Here is a 20,855-nt window from a genome sequence, read left to right on the forward strand (position 1 = left end):
GCGGTGGAGCTGACCGGTACTAATGGGGGAACGCCAACACGACACACGCCTTCTTCCGGGAGTGCGTGTGCGTGGGATGGTTGGGCGTCGGATTCGTCTGCGGCACGGAGCACAAGCGTGCTTCACACAACGGTCGGCAACGAGGGTTGCTCGCGTCCATTGTCCGGTTCCCGGACCGCCACCATGCGTTGGTTTTTGCGGTGGTCATGGCCCAGGGGTCACGCCCGGTCCCTTTCCGAACCCGGTAGCTAAGGCCTGGCACGGTGATGGTACTGCACCCGAGAGAGTGTGGGAGAGTAACACACCGCCGCAAATACACTTTCAGGGGGTGTCTTACACGACACCCCCATTTTTTATACCCCGGGGAGGGCGGACGGTGCCATGCATGCCGGTCATCGGCGGCTTGTACTGTCTCAGGGGTGTTGGTGTCGTTGATGATTGTCCCGGATCCATGGTCGTTTCCCAATGGGCGTTTCTGGCATTTACCCGGTTGCATGCTCAACGACACGAACGCGCACCATTGCTTACCGTATTCCGTCGGACGCATAGGGCGGGCCGGTGTCCTGCCGGGGGTCCGGGCTGTACAGGGGGCAGCGAACGCCGCTATCGACGTCATGCTGTAGGTTGGACGGACAGGAGCAACCAACCGATCCGATGCCATGCAACGCAACGGGGACCGGCGGCAAACTGTACGATCCGATGGACGATTTCGAGGATGCGCACCTGCTGTTTAGAGTAGGTGGATTCCTCTTTCCATCCGGGATAATTCCAAGCGTCATGCAAGGTATTTTCCGTCGATCCCGGTCTTTCGCTGTCGGTAGCGCCCGCCAGCCATCTTGATTTCGGACAGGATTGGAGACGGCGGTCTTCATCGGGCCGTATCGGCGGTATGGCACCAATCGCGCCAACTCCATCTCCTGCCTCGTACTCGGCGGATAATTGTCCGGAAAGTGGATTTCATCGTCGGGAACCGTCGATGTGGTCCAGGCATGACGAATGGCTTCTGCAGCGAGAGGTGTTCCGTGTCCTCGTCAACCGTTTCCGGCTGTTCAAGCAAGACGCGACGAATCGGCACTCCGAACTTGCGTCTGTCCGGCATTGAGGGGCGGCGTGAGTTTCCCATTCGATGGGCGGGGCATGCCGGAAACCGTGCGGCCCCACGCAATTCCCGAGCGCGACACGCCGTATTTTGCGTCCATGGGAAGTGCGTGTATATTTATCTCTTGCGGTGATCATGGCTCAGGTGAAACGCCCGGTCCCTTTCCGAACCCGGTAGCTAAGGCCTGACACGGCGATGGTACTGCACTCGAGAGGGTGTGGGAGAGTAGCACGTCGCCGCATTTACTCGTTATAACCCGCGGGAATGGCCCCGCGGGTTTTGTTTTTCTGCGACCATTGGGAAGCGGGTTAAGGGGTTAAGTAAAGAAACTTGGGTCTTATTCGCGTGTGTCGTCGGCGTGTTGGTGGTTAGTTCGATCATCCCGCCCGGCCTTTCCTGATGCGGAGTCCACTGAGACGTCCTCCGCAGGGTCCGTTTCGCTCAATCGGTCCAACCTGCACGGACAGGGGCACAGGTTGGACCGATCGAGTGCAAACGAAGACGCAAACGAAAGCGACCACGAAGACGAATACGGCACGTCGTCCGTTCCCGGGACGGTGTACACTATGGTGCTGTTGAGCATCGATCCGTCATCAGCGGGGAGCTCTCGGAAGAACGGCCAATCGGCGCGCATGCCAGTCATGTCACGTCGTGCGGCTCAGTAGAACCGACGGGTCCGGCCCGAGACAGCCGGTCGCAAGTGGTCGTACGCGGCGGCAAGCAGTCAAAACGCGGCGTACGGCAAGCGAGGTGGTACCGCGGTGGGCGTGACCGGTATAGCGCACCTGTCGTCCTCGTGAGTGGAACAACGAAGACTCACGTCACGAGGAGAACGAGCGGTGAGCGACAACGTATATCCCAAGGCGAACGAGGGCGGCGAGACCGCGCACGTCGCGCCGAACCCCAGCTTCCCCCACATGGAGGAAACCGTCCTTGACTACTGGGACAGGGACGACACCTTCAACAAGTCCGTGGAGCGCAGGCCCTCCGGCGATCACAGCCAGAACGAGTTCGTGTTCTTCGACGGCCCGCCCTTCGCGAACGGTCTGCCGCACTACGGCCACCTGCTCACGGGCTACGCGAAGGACGTGATCCCGCGCTACCAGACCATGAAGGGCCACAAGGTCAACCGCGTGTTCGGCTGGGACACCCACGGCCTGCCCGCCGAGCTCGAAGCGCAGAAGGAACTCGGCATCGATTCGGTCGATCAGATCGAGAAGATGGGCATCGACAAGTTCAACGACGCCTGCCGCGCCTCCGTGCTCAAGTACACGCATGAGTGGCAGGACTACGTGCACCGTCAGGCCCGCTGGGTCGACTTCGAGCACGGCTACAAGACCCTGAACATCCCGTACATGGAGTCCGTGATGTGGGCCTTCAAGCAGCTCTACGACAAGGGCCTCGCCTATCAGGGCTACCGCGTGCTGCCGTACTGCCCGAAGGACCGCACGCCGCTGTCCGCGCACGAGCTGCGCATGGACGCTGACGTGTATCAGGACCGTCAGGACACCACCGTCTCCGTAGCCGTCAAGCTGCGCGACGAGGACGCCTACGCCGTCTTCTGGACCACCACCCCGTGGACCGTTCCGACCAACTTCGCGATCGTGGTCGGCGCAGACATCGACTACGTGGAGGTCAAGCCCACCGAAGGCAAGTTCGCCGGCAAGAAGTTCTACCTCGGCAAGGATCTGCTGCCGCACTACGCCAAGGAGCTCGGCGAGAACTACGAGGTGGTGCGCGAGCTCAAGGGCTCCGAGCTCGCCGGTCGCCGTTACTGGCCGGTCTTCCCGTATTTCGCCGGCGAGACCGCCGAGTCCGAGGGCCACATCCCCGGACCGAACGGCTACACGATCTTCACTGCCGACTATGTCGACACCGTCGAGGGCACCGGCCTCGTGCATCAGGCACCTTACGGCGAGGACGATATGAACACCCTCAACGCCAAGGGCATCAAGAGCACCGACGTGCTCGACGAAGGCTGCCGTTTCACCGCGCAGTGCCCGGACTACGAGGGCATGTTCGTGTTCGACGCCAACCTGCCGATCCTCAGGAACCTGCGTGCCGGCGACGGCCCGCTCGCCCAGATCGACGAGGACAAGCGTGCGATCCTCTTCCAGGAGAAGAGCTACGTGCACTCCTACCCGCACTGCTGGCGCTGCGCCACCCCGCTCATCTACAAGCCGGTGAGCTCCTGGTTCGTGTCCGTCACCAAGATCAAGCCGCGTCTGCTCGAGCTCAACCAGCAGATCAACTGGATTCCGGAGAACGTCAAGGACGGCCAGTTCGGCAAGTGGCTGGCCAACGCGCGCGACTGGTCCATCTCCCGCAACCGCTTCTGGGGCTCGCCCATCCCGGTGTGGGTGTCCGACGACCCGAAGTACCCGCGCGTGGACGTGTACGGCTCCCTTGAGGAGCTCAAGCGCGATTTCGGCGATTATCCGCGCGACAAGGATGGCAACGTCAACATGCACCGTCCGTGGATCGACAACCTGACCCGCGTCAACCCGGACGACCCGACCGGCAAGTCGCACATGCACCGCATCACCGACGTGCTCGACTGCTGGTTCGAGTCCGGTTCCATGTCGTTCGCGCAGTTCCACTATCCGTTCGAGAACAAGGAGAAGTTCGAGCAGCACTTCCCCGCCGACTACATCGTGGAGTACATCGGCCAGACCCGTGGCTGGTTCTACCTGCTGCACGTCATGGCGACCGCCCTGTTCGACCGTCCGGCGTTCAAGAATGTGATCTGCCACGGCATCGTGCTCGGCTCCGACGGCCAGAAGATGTCCAAGCACCTGAGGAACTACCCGGACGTCAACGGCGTGTTCGACAAGTACGGTTCCGACGCCATGCGCTGGTTCCTCATGAGCTCGCCGATCCTGCGCGGCGGCAACCTCATCGTCACCGCCGAGGGCATTCGCGACACGGTCCGCCAGATCATGCTGCCGGTGTGGAGCTCCTACTACTTCTTCACGCTGTACGCCAACGCGGCCAACGGCGGCAAGGGCTTTGACGCCCGCGCCCTGAAGCCGGAGGAGGTCGCCGGACTGCCCGAGATGGACCGCTACCTGCTGGCTCGCACCCGCCGTCTGGTCGCATCCGTGCAGCATTCGCTTGACACGTTCGCGATCTCCGACGCCTGCGACGAGGCCGCCGACTTCATCGACGTGCTCACCAACTGGTACATCCGCAACAACCGCGACCGCTTCTGGAACGAGGACGCCGACGCGTTCAACACGCTGTACACCGTGCTTGAGGCGTTCATGCGCGTGCTCGCCCCGCTTGCCCCGATGGAGGCGGAGTCCGTGTGGCGCGGCCTGACGGGCGGCGAATCCGTGCATCTGGCCGATTGGCCGTTCCTGACCGTGGGCGGCGATCCGGACGCCGAGTCGACCGAACTGGGCCGCGTGCTCGTGGATGATCCGAAGCTGGTCGACGCCATGGAGAAGGTGCGCGAGGTCGTCTCCGCCACCCTGTCCCTGCGCAAGGGTGCCAAGATCCGCGTGCGCCAGCCGCTGTCCAAGCTCACCGTCGTGGTGGAGGACACCGCGGCCGTGGAGGCGTACGAGGAGATTCTCAAGTCCGAGCTCAACGTCAAGGACATCGAGCTGTCCACGCTGGAGGACGCCGCCCAGAACGGCCTGAAGATCGTGCACGAGCTCAAGGTCAACGCCCGCGCGGCCGGCCCGAGGCTCGGCAGGCAGGTGCAGTTCGCCATCAAGGCGTCCAAGTCCGGTGCATGGCACGTGGGTGCGGACGGCGCTCCGGTCGTTGAGACCCCGTCCGGCGAGCTCTCGCTGGTTGAGGGCGAGTACGAGCTGATCAACCGTGTGGAGGAGGAGAACGCCGCCGAGCAGTCGGTGTCCGTCTCCGCGGCTCTGCCGACCGGCGGCTTCGTGATCCTCGACACGGCCCTGACCCCGGATCTGGAGGCGGAGGGCTACGCCCGTGACGTGATCCGCGCCGTGCAGGACGCCCGCAAGGCCGCCGATCTGGACATCGCCGACCGCATCAGCCTCAACCTGACCGTGCCGGCCGCCGACGCGCCGAAGGTCGAGCAGTTCCGCGAGCTTATCGCCCGAGAGACGCTCGTGGCCGATCCCGCCGCGCTGACGATCACCCCCGGCGACGAGCTGAACGTGAAGGTCGCCAAGGCCTGAGCGTCATCGACGGCATATTTGTGATAATGCGCATCTGAGCACCGCATTTCGGCGTCTCAGATGCGCATTATCACAAATATGCGATTATCGACCTACTCCAAGCCGATGGACTTCATGTGATGGAGCTTGAGACTCGTCACGTGCAGCGTGCCGGACTCGGCGACCAGCTTGACGGCACGAGGGCCCTCGGTCGGGAAGCTGTAGGAGCTCAGGGCCTGGCTGCCGTCGTTGACGTATACCTCCACGCTGCCGCGGTCCACGTAGACGCGCAACCGGAGCTCATCGGCGGCGAGCTCGGCGGGGGAGAGGGGCGCGGCGCGGTAGCCGCGGTCTCCGAGCGCATTGGCGGCGCGATCGATCACCACGCGGCCGATCTGATCGTCATAGGCGACGGACGTGTACGAGCCGTCCGGCGTGGCATGCACGCGCAGGCCCGCGCGCTCGGCGGTGGAGTCCTTGAGATCGATCGTCATCTCGATCTCCACGGCCTCGGCATCGTCCGAAATGATCTGCTCGCCGTTGACGCCCAGCGTGATCTCGCCATGGTCGAACGTCTGCTCGCGCAGGCCGGCCATCTCGGCCACCGGGGCGGTATGGATGTCGCCGTCGTCGCCCAGCGTGATCTCGCGCGGCAGGGTGAGGTTGCCGCACCAGCCGTCGGACTCCATCGGGATGGGCTGGACGAACGGACTCAGCCAGCCGTACATGATCTGGCGGCCGTCCGGGGCAATGAACGACTGCGGTGCGTAGAAGTTGTGGCCGCAGTCCCACAGGCGGAACTCGGTCTCCGGCTGGAACTCCTCGCCGGGCACCCACGTGCCGATCATGTATCCGGCGTTGTTGACGTTGCGGTTCATGAAGCCGTGCGCCCTGGAGCCCATGGCGGAGAAGCCGATCACCCACTTCTCGTTGCCGTCCTTGTCCGTGACGGGGAAGAAGTCCGGGCATTCGAGCATGAACACGTCCGGATCCGGGTGCTGGAAGAGCACGCGCTTGAACGTCCACTCCACCATGTCCTCGGAGGTGTACAGCCACATCTGGCCGCGCCTGTCCGCCGAGGAGACGCCGAAGACCATGTACCACGTGCCGTCCGCCTTGAAGACCTTCGGATCGCGGAAATGCGACCACACCTTCTCGCGCGGGCAGTCGACCACCATGCCGCGCTTGGTGACGGTGTTCAGCGTGTCGTCGTCCGGCTCGGCGAGCATCTGCACCTGCCATTCGCCGTCGGACCCGTCATGGCCGTTGGCCCAGCGGTGGCCGGTGTAGTAGAAGCGCAGCTTGCCGTCGTCGCCCACGATCGCGGAGCCGGAGAACACGCCGTCCTTCTCCTGCTCGAGGCTCGGGGCGAAGGCGATCGGCTCGCGGCGCCACGTGAGCATGTCCGCGCTGGAGACGTGACCCCAGTGGCAGGAGCCCCACTGGGTGCCGTAGGGGTGCAGCTGGTAGAAGACGTGCCAGCGACCGGCGAAGAAGCACAGTCCGTTCGGGTCGTTGATCCAGCCGCCGTTCGAGGCGATGTGGAACTTCGGGTACCAGCGGTCGTTGCGGACCGCCGCGAGCTTGGCCACGCCGGCCTCGGCCTTGGCGAGCTCCTCGGCGTGGTCGTGGATGGGCGTGTAGACGGGGGTGAAATCGGTCATGGTGAAGCCTTTCGTGAGGGTTCGGCGCGTGCGTCCGATGTGGCCTTGTCCTGCGGGGGAAGATGGCATCCGGGGCGGACAAGGGGAAAGACCCCGGATGCCAAGTGTGGTTTGGTTCGCGCGGTGCGGTGCGGCCGGTGCGGCTCAGGCCTTGGCCGCTTCCATGCGCTTGAGCTGCGCATCCGTGTAGAACGGGTCGCCGCCCACTTCCTGATCGTCCTTCTTGATCACGAAGAATCCGTAGACGAGGGCCGCGAGCACGATGCCCGAAATGGTGAAGAAGGTCGGGCGGTCGCCCATGTGGTCGTGCAGGGCGCCGAGCGGGGTGGAGAAGATGATCTGACCCACCTGCGAGGCGATCTGGAAGCCGACCATGTACAGCGTGGCGGACAGCTTCGTGTCGAAGTGCAGGGTGAAGTAGCGGAACGCCGGCAGGCAGAACAGCGGCACTTCGATGGAGTGGAACATCTTGACGATCGAGACGGTGATCGGATCGTGGAAGACGCCGCACAAGCCGATGCGGGCGAACATCACGAACGCGCCGAGCAGCAGGGAGTTGCGCACGCCGATCTTCTTCATGATGATAGGGACGACGCCCATCATGGCGGACTCGACGAACACCTGGATGCCGTTGAGCGTGCCGTAGGTGGCGGTGCCGATCTCCTTGGTCGGGAACAGGGAGGCGTAGTAGGTGGGGAACATCTGCTGGTCGAACACGGTGTAGAACGTGTTGGTGAGCAGCATGAAGACGATGAGGATCCACAGGGTGGGCATGCCCAGCACGCGGACCATTTCCTTGAGGGAGGGGCTGGTGCGCTCGGCATTCGGGTCTGCGGCCTTCCTTAGCTCCTCCCTCTGCTCGGCCGGCACCCAGAAGGCGTAGACGCACAGCATGCCGAGGCCGCAGATGGAGCCGATCCAGAAGTTGATCATCGGGTTGATGTTGAAGATGAAGCCGGCGCACAGTGCCACGATCGCGTAGCCGAAGGAGCCCCAGGCGCGCGACTGGCCGTATTCGAAGCCGAACTTGCGACCGTAACGTTCGGTGACGGCCTCGAACAGCGAGCAGGCGGCCATGAAGCCCGCGGACAGGACGACGGAGCCGACGAGCACGCCGATCCAGCGCTGGGTGCCGCCGGCCGCGATCATGGGCGAGTAGAAGAACTGGACGAATGGGCCCACGAGCGCCGCGACCACGGAGATTGCGATGACGAGCTGACGCTTGATGCCGAGCTGGTCCTGGATGATGCCGTACGCGAACATGATGATCATGGTGGCGGCGGAGTTGATGGAGTAGATGGTGCCCGCCTCGGTGCCCGTCAGACCGATGGATTCGAGCCAGATGCGGAAGAACGACCACCAGATGCCCCACGAGCAGAAGAACATGAAGATGCCGAAGGAGCTTTGCAGGTAGGAGGGGTTCCTCCAGAGTGACGACGTTGTCTTCGTTGCCATTGTTGTTGTCCCTTGTCTCTTGTGTTTGGCGTTGTGTTGTTTGGCCGACGCGGTGCTGCGCCGGGCGATGCCGATGGGTGTTGTCGCGGTGCGGCGCTGCCGTGCGTCGAACCGGTTTGACGCGATGCTGCGTGGGGGTGCGGGGGTGGCTGCCCTGCCGGACCCGTGGTAGTTGTGTCGGTTTCATCATAGCAGATAAAACGATTGACGTAAATCGATTGACGTCTGGTATTGCGCGATCGGTGATGGGGTACAACGCTGCAATGGCGGAACGGTGCGGGAACGGCATTTCCCGGGTTGCGTGCGGCGTCGGCTCGATCGGCGTGTCGCGGGAGGGAGGATGGCGGCTGCGGCGGCTGGCCACGTGCCGTTTCCGCGATGTGGCTGCTGGTGCGGACGCGGGTGTGGTCGCTGGCGCCGACGAACGTGGTGTGGCGGTGGGCGTGGCGTGGCGGTGCCGGCCGCTGATGTGCCGACCCGCTTCGTTGGCGCGGAAAGCGGGCGCTCCCCGACCTCTCGCGCTACAGGTTTCCGGAGCGTGGAATCCCAATCGTTCCAACGGTTTTGAGCCCTCTATAAGTTATATGTATGCGCTTCGGCTTGGCATGGCGCCCGGCGGTGCGTTAGCGTCGTAACCACAAGCTCCCGCGAGCTTGCCGACAGCGATCCGCAATACTCCGCAGCAATCCGAAAGGGGGATGCCATGGCAAGGTTCAACACCCAGCTGGTTCACGGCGTTCCGGTCAACGACAACGAGACCGGTGCCGTCAACCCGCCCATCTACAACTCTTCCACCTACACGTTCGAGTCGGTTGACGCCATGCCCCGTTGGGATTATGCGCGCAGCGGCAACCCGACCCGCGAGTTCCTGGAAAGCCAGATCGCGCAGCTCGAGCACGGCGAACGCGGCTTCGCCTTCGCGTCGGGCCTCGCCGCCATCCATGCGGTGCTGTCCATCTTCCAGCCCGGCGACCGCATCGTGGTGAGCAAGGACATCTACGGCGGCACCTACTCGCAGCTCAACGAGCACTTCAGCCGTTGGGGGCTCAAGGTGGACGGCGTGGACACGCAGGACCCGGTGGCCGTGAGCCGTGCGCTCGCCAAGCCGGATGCCAAGGCCGTGTACTTCGAGACGCTCACCAACCCGCTGCTCAAGGTCAACGACGTGCAGTCGCTCGCCGCGCTCGCCCACGCCCACAATGCGATCGCCATCGTGGACAACACGTTCGTGACCCCGTACCTGCAGCGTCCGCTCGATCTGGGTGCGGACGTGGTGCTACACTCCGCCACCAAGTATCTGGCCGGGCACTCCGACGTGGTGGCCGGACTCGTGGTGGTGCGCGACGCCGAACTGGCCAGCCGCATCTACTTCGTGCAGAACCGGCTCGGCGCGGTGCTGGCGCCTGCCGAATGCGATTCGGTGCGCAAGGGCATCCAGACCCTCGCCCTGCGCATGGACCGCCAGCAGGAGAACGCGCTCAAGCTGGCGCGCTACCTCAAGCGTCATCCGCTCGTGGCCGCCGTGCACTACCCGGGACTGGAATCCGATCCCGGCCATGCGCTGGCCGAGCGCGAGCTCAACGGTGCCAGCGGCGTCCTGTCGTTCGAGGTCAAGGACGGCGTGAGCGCGGGAACCGTGCTCAACAACTTCAAGGTGTTCCGTCTGGCCGTGTCCCTCGGCGCGGTGGAGTCGCTCGCCGAATTCCCGGCGCGCATGACCCACTTCGAGCTACCGCGCGAGGAACGCCTCAAGATCGGCATCACCGACGGGCTGATCCGTCTGGCGGTGGGCATCGAGGATGCGGCCGACCTTCTGGACGACCTCGGTCAGGCGCTGGCCGTGGCCGGCAGGGAGCGCAACGAGCGGGAGGCCAGCAACGCCGTTGCCGCCGGCAATGCATCGACGGAGACGGCCGGCTCGGTCGAAACCGCCGAAACCGTACCGGTCAAGGTGCAGGTCCTGTCGTAGCGGGCATTCCGCCGGGCGTGCTTCGGCTCTGGCGCCTGCGACTGCGCACCATGCGAATGGATGCGTGCGCCCCGGCAAAATCTTGCACACTATATGCAGTTGCGGGGTGTACGCGGGCGTTCAACGGTCCCAGCGGGTAGCCGCAGGGTCGCTGGGACGGGTCATCATCCACACGTACCAGACGAACATGGCGATCGCAGTGATCGCACTGACCGCGAATATGCCCATCAGCAAGTCAAGTGTGAGCTCGTCGAAGGGAGAATTCTCCGGTCCCTTGGTGAACGTGAGAGCGACGGCCATGAACAGAATGCCGCTGACGACGCTGGCGACCGCAGAAACCATCGTAAGCACGGTGTTCACCGCAAGGGGGACGGCGCTACGCCCGGAATCGTGCAGCCGGCGGGCGCCGACGGCCAGCATGGGAATCGCCGTTGCGGCGGACCATAGCGTGGCGATGGCGGGCAGGGTCGTGATGGTGGTGAAGGCCAGCGTGGCGGAGACCATCATCACGAACAGGTAGGAATACCAGAACTCGCGGCGGCTGGACCGGCTGTCGAACCGCACGTAGCCGACGAAGAACCGCTTGACGGCCTCGGCGAACGTACAGCTGGGCAGGGGCAACCACTGCGATGCATGGGTCGCAGGAACCGGTGCGGGCCGGTATTGCGGCGGACGCTGAACGGTCGGGGCCTCCTGAGCGGCCGAGCCATATTGTGCGGACGAGGCATATTGCGTGGCCATGGTGCATCCGGGAACAGGCCCGGGAGCGTAGCCGGATTGTAACCCGGGCGTCTCCCGGGGTTGCGTGCTCCAGGATTGCGTGCCCGCTGCGGGTGCCTGCTGCTGCGGCACGGGCGGAACGTCGGCATGGGCGCCTTGGAAGGAACCTTGGATGGGCGGATTCGGGAATTGGACGTCGTTGGTCATGGGACCCTCTTTCGATGACGGTCCCTCAAGCGCCTCCCATGTCCCAGTCTACATGCGGCCACGCCGGCGGGCGACCATGCGGACTGCCGTGCCGATGGCGAGGCCGATCAGCGCGCCCGCCAGCGGTATGCCGCAGTACGTGGCGATCGCCGGCAGATCGTCGAGGTACAGATCCCATCCGTTCGGCAGTGCCATGCAACTGCCGGTCTGAACGTAAGTCGGGCACCCGTCGGTGTAGATCGGGTCGATGAGGGCGACGGAGGCCGCAGCCTGCGCGACGAATCCGACCGCGACCAGACGCCATGGCTTGGCGTTCGCCGCCGCGGCGATGATCGCGATGGCCAGCATGCCGACCGTGTTCGCGGCAATCAGGTACAGGGCCGTGGCCCATCCGTATTGGTCGATGCTCCACAGCCATGCCAGCAGGCCGTAGAGGCATGCCAGGGCTATCCAGCAGCCGGTTTCGATGGGATTGCGTCGCGATCGGAGCAACATTCGGCCGGTGCGCGTGGCGGGATTCGGCTCGACCGCCAGCCGGCGCAGCCCGTACCGGCCGATCGCGTACGGCAGGAACGCGGCGGCGGCGAACCACAGCGCCATGATCGTGGCATTGGCCAGATTGTCCGCCGGGAACGCGCCGCTCACGCCGTACGCCGCCTGCACGACGAAGATGACGGCCCAGAACGCGGCGGCGCCCGTGGCCGGCGTGGCGGGCGTCCCGGTGCGCAATGCGCCGACGACGAGGTTTCCCAGCGCTAGGCCGATCCCACCGCACAGCATGGTGGCGCGCCACCAGTCGGGCACCGACCCGGACGTTGCCAGAGCGAACGTGGGGTCCGCACTCGATGCATACACGTTCCAAGCGGTGAGCATCCCTGCGAGAATCAGAAAGGCGGCCAGCCCCGTCATGGCGATCGCATACGTGCGCAGCCACCGGCGGCGGTGCTGGCTCTGCGGGGCATCGTTCCTGCTCATCGTGACCACCTCCCTGTGGCCTTTCATGTATCTTTTCTCTACCAGTGTGGCATGCCGGGCTTCGCAAAAGCTACGATTGTCATGACGGCAATGACGTCCCGCGGCATGGAGGCCGTGCGCGCCATGGAATTGCCATGTGCGTGGATCTCCGCGGGGAAGGGGTGTGATGGGCGAGGGAAAGGCCGTGATAGGCGTCGGCGTACTGGACAACGATCCGTATGCGCTGAAGATTCTGGAAGCGATGATCGTGCGGCTGGATCCGCGGTTCGCCGTGGCATGGACCACGGAACTCGGCGCGGTCGCGATCCGCCGCTGCCTGAGCCCGGCGCGTCGCCCGGACGTGCTGGTGACGGATATGTCGCTGCGGGACGTGGCCGGCACCGAGGTGTGCCGTGCGATCCGTACGAAGACGCCGAACGTGGGATTGGTGGCCATCACCTCGTACGCGTTGGATGCGTTCCGCGACGAGGCTGCGCGCTGCGGCGCCCAGGCGCTGGTGGGCAAGACCGACCTGCATGGATTGGCCGAGGCGATTCGCCGTGCCGCGCGGGGACTGCGGTACGTGCCGGACGCGGAGCAGGACCGATCCCCTGCAGTCCGCTCGAACGGTGTCGAGCGGGAAGACGCGGGTTCGCGCAGCCTTGATCGGCAGGTATTCCTCGACGCGGTGGACGCGCATGCGTTGCTGGAGGATGCGGCGCTCGCCGGCGGTCCGAGGGCGCGCAATGCCGGGGCGCTGTCCGCCAAGGAGCGCGAGACGCTACGCCGGTACGCGGACGGGGAGAGCACCAGGGAGATCGCCGCCGCCATGGGCGTGGGCGTGCCCACGATCGCCACGTTCGAACGTCGGGCGCTGGGCAAGTTGGGGGCAAGATCCCGTTCGCATGCCATTTCGATCTGCGTGCGGAGGCATGAGTTCTGATGAAGGCGAGGGAGCGAACGGTGTCGCAGATGAAGGACCGGACAGACGGATTGGGCGACTGCGCCGACGCAATCCGTAGCTGGGCCGTGCGGATGCAAAAGGCCGACCGCGCAGCCGGCAATGCGTGGCTGTCCATGGCGTACGCGGCGCTGGCGTTGGCATGTGCCGCGGAGACCGTGATGCGGCTCGGCGGCTCCGGGCCGGCGTTGCCGGACGCTCTGTGCGCATTCGCGCTGACGGGGCTGATGGCGTGCGCCGCGTTCCGGCCGGCAAGCGGTTCCGCGGCGGTTCTGCTGTGGTGGATGGCATTGTGCACGAGCCCAATGGCATTGCCGTCCGCGGCGCTGCTGGGCGCATTGCTGGCGGTAGGCGTGCTCGGCTACGTGCGGCGTGGCGTGGGCGTGGCGGCGGCGGTTGCGGCGATCGTGGTCTGGGTGGGAACGCGCAGCGGGCTGGATATGAGCGCGTTGCTGTTCGGCCGCGGCGGCTCGTCGATGTCGGTCGCGGATACGGCGGATATACCGGCGGGGACCGTGCCGTCCGCCGAACCGGAGAGATTGGCCAGTGAGGCCGTCGGGCACACGATCCTCGGCGCGGTCACGCTCAACGGTGCGGTGTCCGTGGCGGTGCTGTTCGCGGGGTTTCTGCTCGGCGGCTTTGCGGTGCGCTGGGGGCAGGAGCGGGACCGCATGGAGTCGGGGCTGCGTTTGCGCAGGCAGCGCGAGCGGGCCGCACGGGACATCCACGACTATGTGTCGAACGATTTGGCCTACGTGATCCTGCGGTTGGACCGGGACATTGCGGACGGGCGTGCGGTCAGTCCGGACGAGTTGCGCGAGTTGCGCGCTGCGGCGGCCAAGGCGCTCGACCGCACGCACGAGGTCATCGCCCTGCTGGAAGAAGAAGCGGGTGCCGGCGTCGGTGCCGCCGATGCCGCCGGACGCGCCATGGCCGATGTGCCGGACGGCTGTGATTCCTCCGTTGCTGGCGCTGCCGTTGTCGACAGTGTCGTTGTGGGGATCCGGCAACGGTGCGAACGTGAGGAACGGCGGCTCAGGGCGCTGGGATTCGACGGACAGACGATCGTTGCGGCGCAGTCCGATGCGAGGCTCGGCGGCGAGGCGCGCGAACTGCTCGACGGCTTGCTCGGAGAACTGTACGCCAACATCGCCCGACATGCCGATCCCGCCGATGGGTACGTGCTCACCGTGCGCCTGTCCCGGTCCGGTGCGGACGTGGCGTTGGCGGATACGGCGGCGGCTCGTTCCGGTGGTTCCGCGCTGTCCGGTGGCACCGGGCTGGAGCGATACCGCAGGCGCATCGAGCGGCTGGGCGGATCGCTGAGCGTTGCCGCCGAACCCGACTGCGATCCGGACGCCGTGACGGGCGGCGAAACGGGCCGTGAATGGTCCCTTGCCGCCACGATTCCGGCATGACGGCACCGGGGTCGACGGCGATCGGTCTTGCAACGCCGTGCGGGGATTTATGGCGTCCGATAGGCAACCGCTATGGCTTGCGGGGCGAGTCCGCCGCGTGGAACGGTAGCATGTTGGCCAACATGCCTGACAGCATTGAAACCATGCCTGAGAAGGGAGCCTCCATGAGAACGCCGCTGATCTATCAGATGACCCGGTACGACTGCGGGCCGACCACGTGGGTCAATGCGCTGCGCTTCCTGTACGAGCGCGAGGAGATACCTCCGGAACTGCTGCGGGCCGTCTACGAGCGCACGCTGGACGACTTCGACGAGGACGGCGGGCTGGGCAAGCTCGGCACGTCGCATCAGGCGATGCGGCACGTGGCCCGCTATCTCGATAGGTACGGAAGGGCGTCCGGTTTTCCTATCGTCACGGCGATCCTGCGCGGTCCCCGTGCCTCGCTGGCGCCGGGGTCCGAGGCGTTCCGACTGCTGGAGGGCAACGGTGAGGGGGCCGAGCAAGGGCGCGCTGCGGCGATCGCCCGCGTGTGGCATGGGAGCAACGGGCACTACCTGCTGCTGACCGGCGTAGAGCGCGGCCGCATACTGGCGTTTGACCCGTTCCTGGAGGATGCCGGCAGCGGTCACGGCACGATCGACGGCAAGTTGATCCGCGAAGTGACCGGCCGGCCGCTCGAAGCGAACCGCAGTGTGGATCCGCTCGTGTTCAACCGCGATGTCAGGGCCGACTATGCGCTCAAGAGCGCGGCGAATGCGGATCTGACCGACCCCGAGGGCGGCGAGCTCATCATCATTCGGCGCGGTGGTAGGCGGTCGTGAGTCGTGAGCGTCAAGGGAATTCGGTGACCGCAGCGTGGCGTCGCCGGCTCGGCTTATGGGGTGCTATCAAGGCGGCGCAAACCTTACCGCCGATAGGCTGCTCAAAGCAACGGCGATAATCCGGCACGCGTTTCGCCCCCGTGCGTACCGTACAGTGGCATCCAACCTGCCGGACCGGTTGGCCGGCACGGTGAGTTGCCATCAATCGAGAAGGGGATTTACATGGCATTGCATGGAGTGAAGCGCGTATTGGGTGCATTGACGGCGGGACTGCTGATACTGGCCTCGGGCTGCGGAGGCCAGGTGGGGGATGCGTCCGGCGAGGGGAAGGCGACTGCGGCCGGGGTGAAGACCATCGTCGCCGCAACGAGCGGGCAGCCGGCGCCCATGATTACGGTGAACGCCGACGGGTCGTTCGCCGGCTATGAGATCGATTTGCTCAAGGAGGCGGATAAACTCATCGACGACTACGACATCCGCTTCGAGAAGGTCGACTTCGCCGGCATCACAGGCGGGCTGGACAGCGGCAAGTTCCAGATCGGCGTGAACTACTTCAACTACACGCCGCAGCGCGAGGAGAAGTTCATCTTCTCCAAGCACCCGCACTACGTGGACTTGGCCTCGGTGCTCACGCGCCCCGGATTCTCCAAGGAGCATCCGTTCAGGACGTTCGCGGACATCGGCGGATACAAGGTGCCCTCGGATTCCAACGGGTCGAACTGGCAGACGTTCGTGGAGGACTACAACAAGCTGTATCCCAACAATCCGATCAAGATCGAATACACGCCCGCCGACCGTGCCACGTTGCTTCGGCAGATCAATCAGGGCGTGTATGACTTCGGCACCGGCGGACGGTTCCATCAGAAGGTCTACGGCAAGGATCTGGGCGTGGACGTGGACTATCTGGTCATTCCGGACAGCATCGCCACCACCGACGAGGAGCGCAGACTGCTCAAGTCGCTGCACAACGACACGCATTTCCTGTTCCCCAAGACCGACGAGGGCAGGAAGATCGCCGACGCCGTGGACAAGGCGCTGCTCGAACTCTACAGGAACGGCACCATGAAGGAGCTGTCCCTCAAATACCTCGGATACGACATGACCGGAGGCGATGACAATTGGCTCAAGTGATGAAGCGCAATTCGGCGGCATCGGCGACGCAGGCGGCATCGGTAGCCACGGAGGCGCCGACCGGGATCGACGTGAATCCGCGGCTCGTGGGACTACGGCTCGCTACCGAGGCCGACGCCGCGCAGATAGCCGAACTGTACGCCCCGTACGCCGCCGGGGTGGCCGTGAACTTTGAATACGAGGCACCGAGCGCCGAGGAGTTCGCCGTGCGCATCCGACTGGTGCAGCGCAGGTTCCCATTCATCGTGGCGACCCATCCGGGGCCCGGCGGCGAACGCATCATCGGCTACACGTTCGCCAGGCCCATGGGGGACAGGCCTGCGTTCGCATGGTCGGCGGACCCGTCCATCTATCTGCGCCAGGAATGCCGCGGCCAGCATCTCGGGCCGTTGCTGTACGAGGCGCTGGAGCCGATCCTGAAGTATCAGGGCATCGTGGAGCTGTTCTCCTCGGTGACGGTGAGTGCGTCGGACGATCTGGCGGATCTTAACGACCCCGCCGCACGGGAACGGACGCTCGCGCGCGTGCATGACCCGCATCTGCCCGCCACGAGCCCGAGATTCCACCGTTCGCAGGGATATGTGCCGGTGGGACGCGAATATGGCGTGGGATACAAGCTGGGCACGTGGTACGACAAGCTGTGGATGCAGAAGCATCTGCGATCGCCCAGGCCGCAGCGCCCGGAACCGATCATTGCGCTGCCGGATGTGCCGCGCGCGGTGATCGATGACGCGCTGGATGGCGCATTGCGGGCGTACCGGGAGAGGGCGGCCGTGTCGTGGTGATGCTGTGTGACGGACGGGCGGCGTAACGGACCTCGAAAGCGAACAAAAAGTATGTTCGTTTGTGTGCGTGAAGTGGTGATGTGCACGAAAACGCTCACGCTCGTGCGCATTCGTGCGAATGCTTGGCAAACCGTGGCTTGGCGTGTTGCACCGACGTCGGATGGGGCTATGCTTGGGTCTTGTCGGTTGATGTTCGATGTAACATGACCCGCATCTGCGGTGGCCTTCGGCGGGCTGGGCGTGCGGAGACAAGCGAAAGCAGGGAACGATGGCATTCACGATGACGACCGAAACGCTCAAGGGGCTGCTGAAGGACGCGCATGAGGGCGGGTATGCCTACCCGGCGATCAATGTGAGCAACCTCGACACGGGCATCGCCGCCATGGCCGGGCTCGAGGAGGCTCGGTCCGCGGGCTTCATCCAGATCAGCATCGGCGCAGCCAAGCAGGCCAGCCCGGTGAACGATCCGGTCGAAGGCTCGATCGTCCTCGGCCGTCTGCTGCGCGACCTGCGCAAGTCCCACCACGTGCCGATCGCCATCCACACCGACCACTGCCACGCCGACGTGGTGGATACCTGGCTCGTCCCGCTGCTCAAGGAGCTCAAGGTGCTCAAGGACGCCGGCGAGGAGCAGATCTTCGACTCCTTCATGTTCGACGGCTCGCACGACGAGATCCACGACAACGTGGCCACCATCCGCCGCCTGCTGCCGCTCGTGAAGGACGTGGACGGCCTGCTGGAGGTCGAGGCCGGCGGCAAGTGGGGCGGCATGGAGGACGGTGTGGCCGACAAGGCCGTGTTCTCCACCCCCGAGGACGTCAAGGAGATCCAACGCACCTTCGAGGAGGCGGGCCTCACCGCGGACGACTACCTGCTCGCCGTCGCCTTCGGCAACGCGCACGGCACGGCCGTCGTGCCGGACCTGCACCCCGAACTCCTGAGCGAGATCGCCGCCAAGACCGGCGAACGCAACCTGTACGTGTTCCACGGCGGCTCCGGCTCCCCGGATGACGACGTGCGCGCGGCCGTGGCCAACGGCGTGGTCAAGATGAACGTGGACACGGACACCCAGTACGCCTACACCGCAGGCGTGGACCAGTTCTTCGTGGATGCGGACGGCGTGCAGCGCTCGCACCGCAAGGGCAAGAAGTTCTTCGACCCGCGTCACTGGAACGCCGCGGGCCGCAAGTCGATGGCCGCGAAGGTCACCGAGGTGGCCGAGCTGCTCGGCTCCGCCGGCCATGCCGACGCCGTCGATTACCGTTCCGTGCTCGACCCCGTCACGGCCCGCTGAGCGCAGACACGCAGGGAACCGTACATCTACACCGCACCGAAGGAGATGCAACCCCATATGACAGGACAACTCTATCTGCTCCGCCACGGCCAGACCTACTGGGCGCTGTCCGGCCAGCACACCGGCCTCGCCGAGGTGCCGCTGACCGCCAAGGGCGTGGAACAGGCCGCGGACGCCGGCATTCGCGTCAAGGCCATGCACCCTGCGGACTTCGCCGCCACGTACGTCTCGCCCATGCTGCGCGCCCGTCAGACCGCCGAAGCCGCCGGACTCGACGCCGCAGTATATGACGATCTGCACGAGTGGGACTACGGCCGCGCGGAGGGCCGCACCCGCACCCAGCTCGCCGAGATCATGGGCGGGCACTGGGACCTGTGGGAGGATGGTCCGGCCGTGCTGCCGCGCGAGATCGGCGGCGAACGCGTGGAGAGCCTGCCCGACGGCACTCCGGTGACCGTGGCAGGCGGCGACGGCGAAACGCTGGACGAGGTCTACGCGCGCGCCGGCCGCGTGGTGGAACGGGTCCGGCCGATCATCGACGATGGCCGCGACGTGCTGCTCGTGGCCCATTCGCACATCCTGCGCATGGTGGCAGTTGCCTGGTGCGGGCTGCCCGCCATCGCCGGCCGCACGTTCGAACTCGGCACCGCCCAGTTCTCCGTGCTCGGCGTGCACAAGGGCCAGCCCGTCATTCAGCACTGGGGGCTGTGATGCCCGTGCGCCCGCGCCGCAAGCCCCTCGTGGTGGGCAACTGGAAGATGAACCTCAACCACCGCGAGGCGGCCCAATGGATGGTTGACTATTCCGGCATGAACGATGCTTGGGAGGCACGCATGGCCGCATCCGGCCAGCCGCTCGACCGGCCCGAGATCGGCATCCTGCCGCCGTTCACCTCGCTCCAGTCCTTCATCGAGACGCTGGACGAGCGCGGCATGAAGGGGCGGCTCAACGTGGGCGCACAGACCGTCAGCGACATTGCCGCCGGCGCCTACACCGGGGACATCAGCGCGGACATGCTTTCCGCGCTCGGGTGCCGCTACGTGCTCGTGGGTCACTCCGAACAGCGCCGCTATCACCCGGAGGACGACGACACCTTCGCCACGAAGATGCGCGTGGTGCTCGATAACGGCATGCGCCCCATCCTGTGCATCGGCGAGACGCGGACCGGCCGCGAGCATGGCATCGGCATCGACTATGCGCTGCGTCAGCTCGGCGAGGCGGTCAGCCAGATGAGCTGCGAGGACATGACCCGCGTGGTGGTGGCCTACGAACCCGTATGGAGCATCGGCACCGGCAACGTGCCGGATCTCAACGTCATCGAATCGGCGCTCGCGGACATCCGAGACTTCATCAACGCGGGGTTCGGTGCGGACATCGCTGCCGCAGTACGCATCCTGTACGGCGGGTCGGTCAAGCCGGAGAATGCGGCGTCGATCATCCGCCTCAACGACATCGACGGCTTTCTGGTGGGCGGGGCGAGCCTGGACCCGTGCTCGTTCGCCAAGATCTGCCACCGCACCGCCGAATCGTCGGTCACGAGGCATCAGCGTCCGGCCAGCCGCGGCTTCCAGCGCAAGGGACGTATGAAGCTCAGCGAATTCCAGAACCCGGAACTTCCCGAATCCCGGCGCGCGCTCGCCGCACAGGTGGCCCGCGACTTCCCGGATACGCTCTCATGGCGATTGTCCCTCGCATTGGCGGCCTACCGCACGGCCGGATTCTCGTGGCTGGAGGTGCGTGCCGTGCAGGACCTCATCGAGGCGGCGGACGCTGCCGGCTCCGCACTCGAGGAGGGGCCGGACATGCTGCGCGACATCATCTGGGATTCGCGCAGGCAGATCATCGAGGCCATGATGCTGCTCATCGACCGCGACGCCGTGCAGGGCGTCTACTCGGTGGACCAGTGGCTGGTGGAATCCGACCCGCGGCTCACCCACGACGAGCGTTGCGCGCGGCTGGTGCAGACCTACGCCTCCAGCACCTGCATGCGCGCCTACCGGTTCATGAACCACGGCGACGAGGACTATGAGACGTTCTGCCGGGACTTCATGGAGGGCTACCTGTCGTGCGACGCGAACACCGACAACCGTCGGTGGCGCCGCCGCGGCATCGACCGCTACAAGTCCCGTCCGTGGTTCCCGGGCCGCGAAGGGAGCAGCGCCGAGTGAATCATGCTCCGGCGGCGTTGCAACGGCTGGCAACCCTTGCTGCGTCGCCGCCTTCGCCGCGCGATACTGG

14 protein-coding genes and 2 rRNA genes are annotated in these 20,855 nt (G+C 65.4%); 12 read left to right on the top strand and 4 right to left on the bottom strand.

The genetic code is table 11. From position 1 onward, the window contains the following. Window positions 1–196: 196 nt before the first annotated feature. The 3 genes from rrf (AC1AZA_RS09870) (at window position 197) to ileS (ending at window position 5,259) form a co-directional block, all read left to right on the top strand. Window positions 197–313 (top strand): 5S ribosomal RNA (gene rrf, locus AC1AZA_RS09870). A gap of 911 nt (window positions 314–1,224) precedes the next feature. After that, window positions 1,225–1,341 (top strand): 5S ribosomal RNA (rrf, locus tag AC1AZA_RS09875). Window positions 1,342–1,938: 597 nt separating this feature from the next. Next, window positions 1,939–5,259 carry a mupirocin-resistant isoleucine--tRNA ligase gene (ileS, locus tag AC1AZA_RS09880; RefSeq protein WP_476514489.1) on the top strand — a complete coding sequence of 1,107 codons (3,321 nt, stop codon included), beginning with the start codon at window positions 1,939–1,941 and terminating at the stop codon, window positions 5,257–5,259. A gap of 92 nt (window positions 5,260–5,351) precedes the next feature. Here the strand turns inward: ileS and AC1AZA_RS09885 are convergent, their stop codons facing one another. Further along, a complete protein-coding gene (locus AC1AZA_RS09885; RefSeq protein ID WP_476514490.1) occupies window positions 5,352–6,902 on the bottom strand; it encodes a glycoside hydrolase family 32 protein in 1,551 nt (516 codons plus the stop codon). A 144-nt stretch (window positions 6,903–7,046) separates the two neighbouring features. Continuing rightward, window positions 7,047–8,357: an oligosaccharide MFS transporter gene (locus AC1AZA_RS09890; protein WP_476514491.1), complete on the bottom strand. Its 1,311-nt coding sequence runs from the start codon at window positions 8,355–8,357 to the stop codon at window positions 7,047–7,049. Between the two features lie 703 nt (window positions 8,358–9,060). On the opposite strand from AC1AZA_RS09890, the gene AC1AZA_RS09895 reads away from it, so the two are divergent. Next, entirely contained in the window at window positions 9,061–10,326 is a 1,266-nt protein-coding gene (locus AC1AZA_RS09895) for a trans-sulfuration enzyme family protein (RefSeq protein ID WP_476514492.1), read from the top strand. Window positions 10,327–10,446: 120 nt separating this feature from the next. Here AC1AZA_RS09895 and AC1AZA_RS09900 read toward each other — a convergent pair whose 3' ends face one another. Both AC1AZA_RS09900 and AC1AZA_RS09905 read right to left on the bottom strand, forming a co-directional pair. Next, a complete protein-coding gene (locus AC1AZA_RS09900) occupies window positions 10,447–11,253 on the bottom strand; it encodes a DUF805 domain-containing protein (protein ID WP_476514493.1) in 807 nt (268 codons plus the stop codon). Between the two features lie 48 nt (window positions 11,254–11,301). Then, window positions 11,302–12,228 carry a hypothetical protein gene (locus tag AC1AZA_RS09905; protein ID WP_476514494.1) on the bottom strand — a complete coding sequence of 309 codons (927 nt, stop codon included), beginning with the start codon at window positions 12,226–12,228 and terminating at the stop codon, window positions 11,302–11,304. Between the two features lie 166 nt (window positions 12,229–12,394). Here AC1AZA_RS09905 and AC1AZA_RS09910 point away from each other — a divergent pair, with 166 nt between their 5' ends. The 8 genes from AC1AZA_RS09910 to tpiA all read left to right on the top strand — a co-directional run bounded on the left by AC1AZA_RS09910 (window position 12,395) and on the right by tpiA (window position 20,785). Further along, window positions 12,395–13,150, top strand: a complete 756-nt coding sequence (locus AC1AZA_RS09910; protein WP_476514495.1) for a response regulator transcription factor — start codon at window positions 12,395–12,397, stop codon at window positions 13,148–13,150. A gap of 29 nt (window positions 13,151–13,179) precedes the next feature. After that, a complete protein-coding gene (locus AC1AZA_RS09915; RefSeq protein ID WP_476514496.1) occupies window positions 13,180–14,586 on the top strand; it encodes a sensor histidine kinase in 1,407 nt (468 codons plus the stop codon). Between the two features lie 122 nt (window positions 14,587–14,708). Next, window positions 14,709–15,407 carry a hypothetical protein gene (locus AC1AZA_RS09920; protein WP_476514497.1) on the top strand — a complete coding sequence of 233 codons (699 nt, stop codon included), beginning with the start codon at window positions 14,709–14,711 and terminating at the stop codon, window positions 15,405–15,407. A gap of 222 nt (window positions 15,408–15,629) precedes the next feature. Continuing rightward, complete coding sequence (locus AC1AZA_RS09925) at window positions 15,630–16,538, top strand: transporter substrate-binding domain-containing protein (RefSeq protein ID WP_476514498.1); 909 nt, start codon at window positions 15,630–15,632, stop codon at window positions 16,536–16,538. Next, window positions 16,538–17,323, top strand: coding sequence for an N-acetyltransferase family protein (locus tag AC1AZA_RS09930; RefSeq protein WP_476514499.1), 786 nt, complete (start codon window positions 16,538–16,540; stop codon window positions 17,321–17,323). The genes AC1AZA_RS09925 and AC1AZA_RS09930 overlap by 1 nt, the downstream gene beginning before the upstream one ends. 280 nt (window positions 17,324–17,603) lie before the next feature. Next, entirely contained in the window at window positions 17,604–18,617 is a 1,014-nt protein-coding gene (locus AC1AZA_RS09935; RefSeq protein WP_476514500.1) for a class II fructose-bisphosphate aldolase, read from the top strand. Between the two features lie 57 nt (window positions 18,618–18,674). After that, window positions 18,675–19,328, top strand: a complete 654-nt coding sequence (locus AC1AZA_RS09940; RefSeq protein ID WP_476514501.1) for a histidine phosphatase family protein — start codon at window positions 18,675–18,677, stop codon at window positions 19,326–19,328. Further along, window positions 19,328–20,785: a triose-phosphate isomerase gene (gene tpiA, locus AC1AZA_RS09945; protein ID WP_476514502.1), complete on the top strand. Its 1,458-nt coding sequence runs from the start codon at window positions 19,328–19,330 to the stop codon at window positions 20,783–20,785. The genes AC1AZA_RS09940 and tpiA overlap by 1 nt, the downstream gene beginning before the upstream one ends. Window positions 20,786–20,855 lie beyond the last annotated feature (70 nt).

This window comes from Bifidobacterium sp. LH_389 (assembly GCF_056357235.1).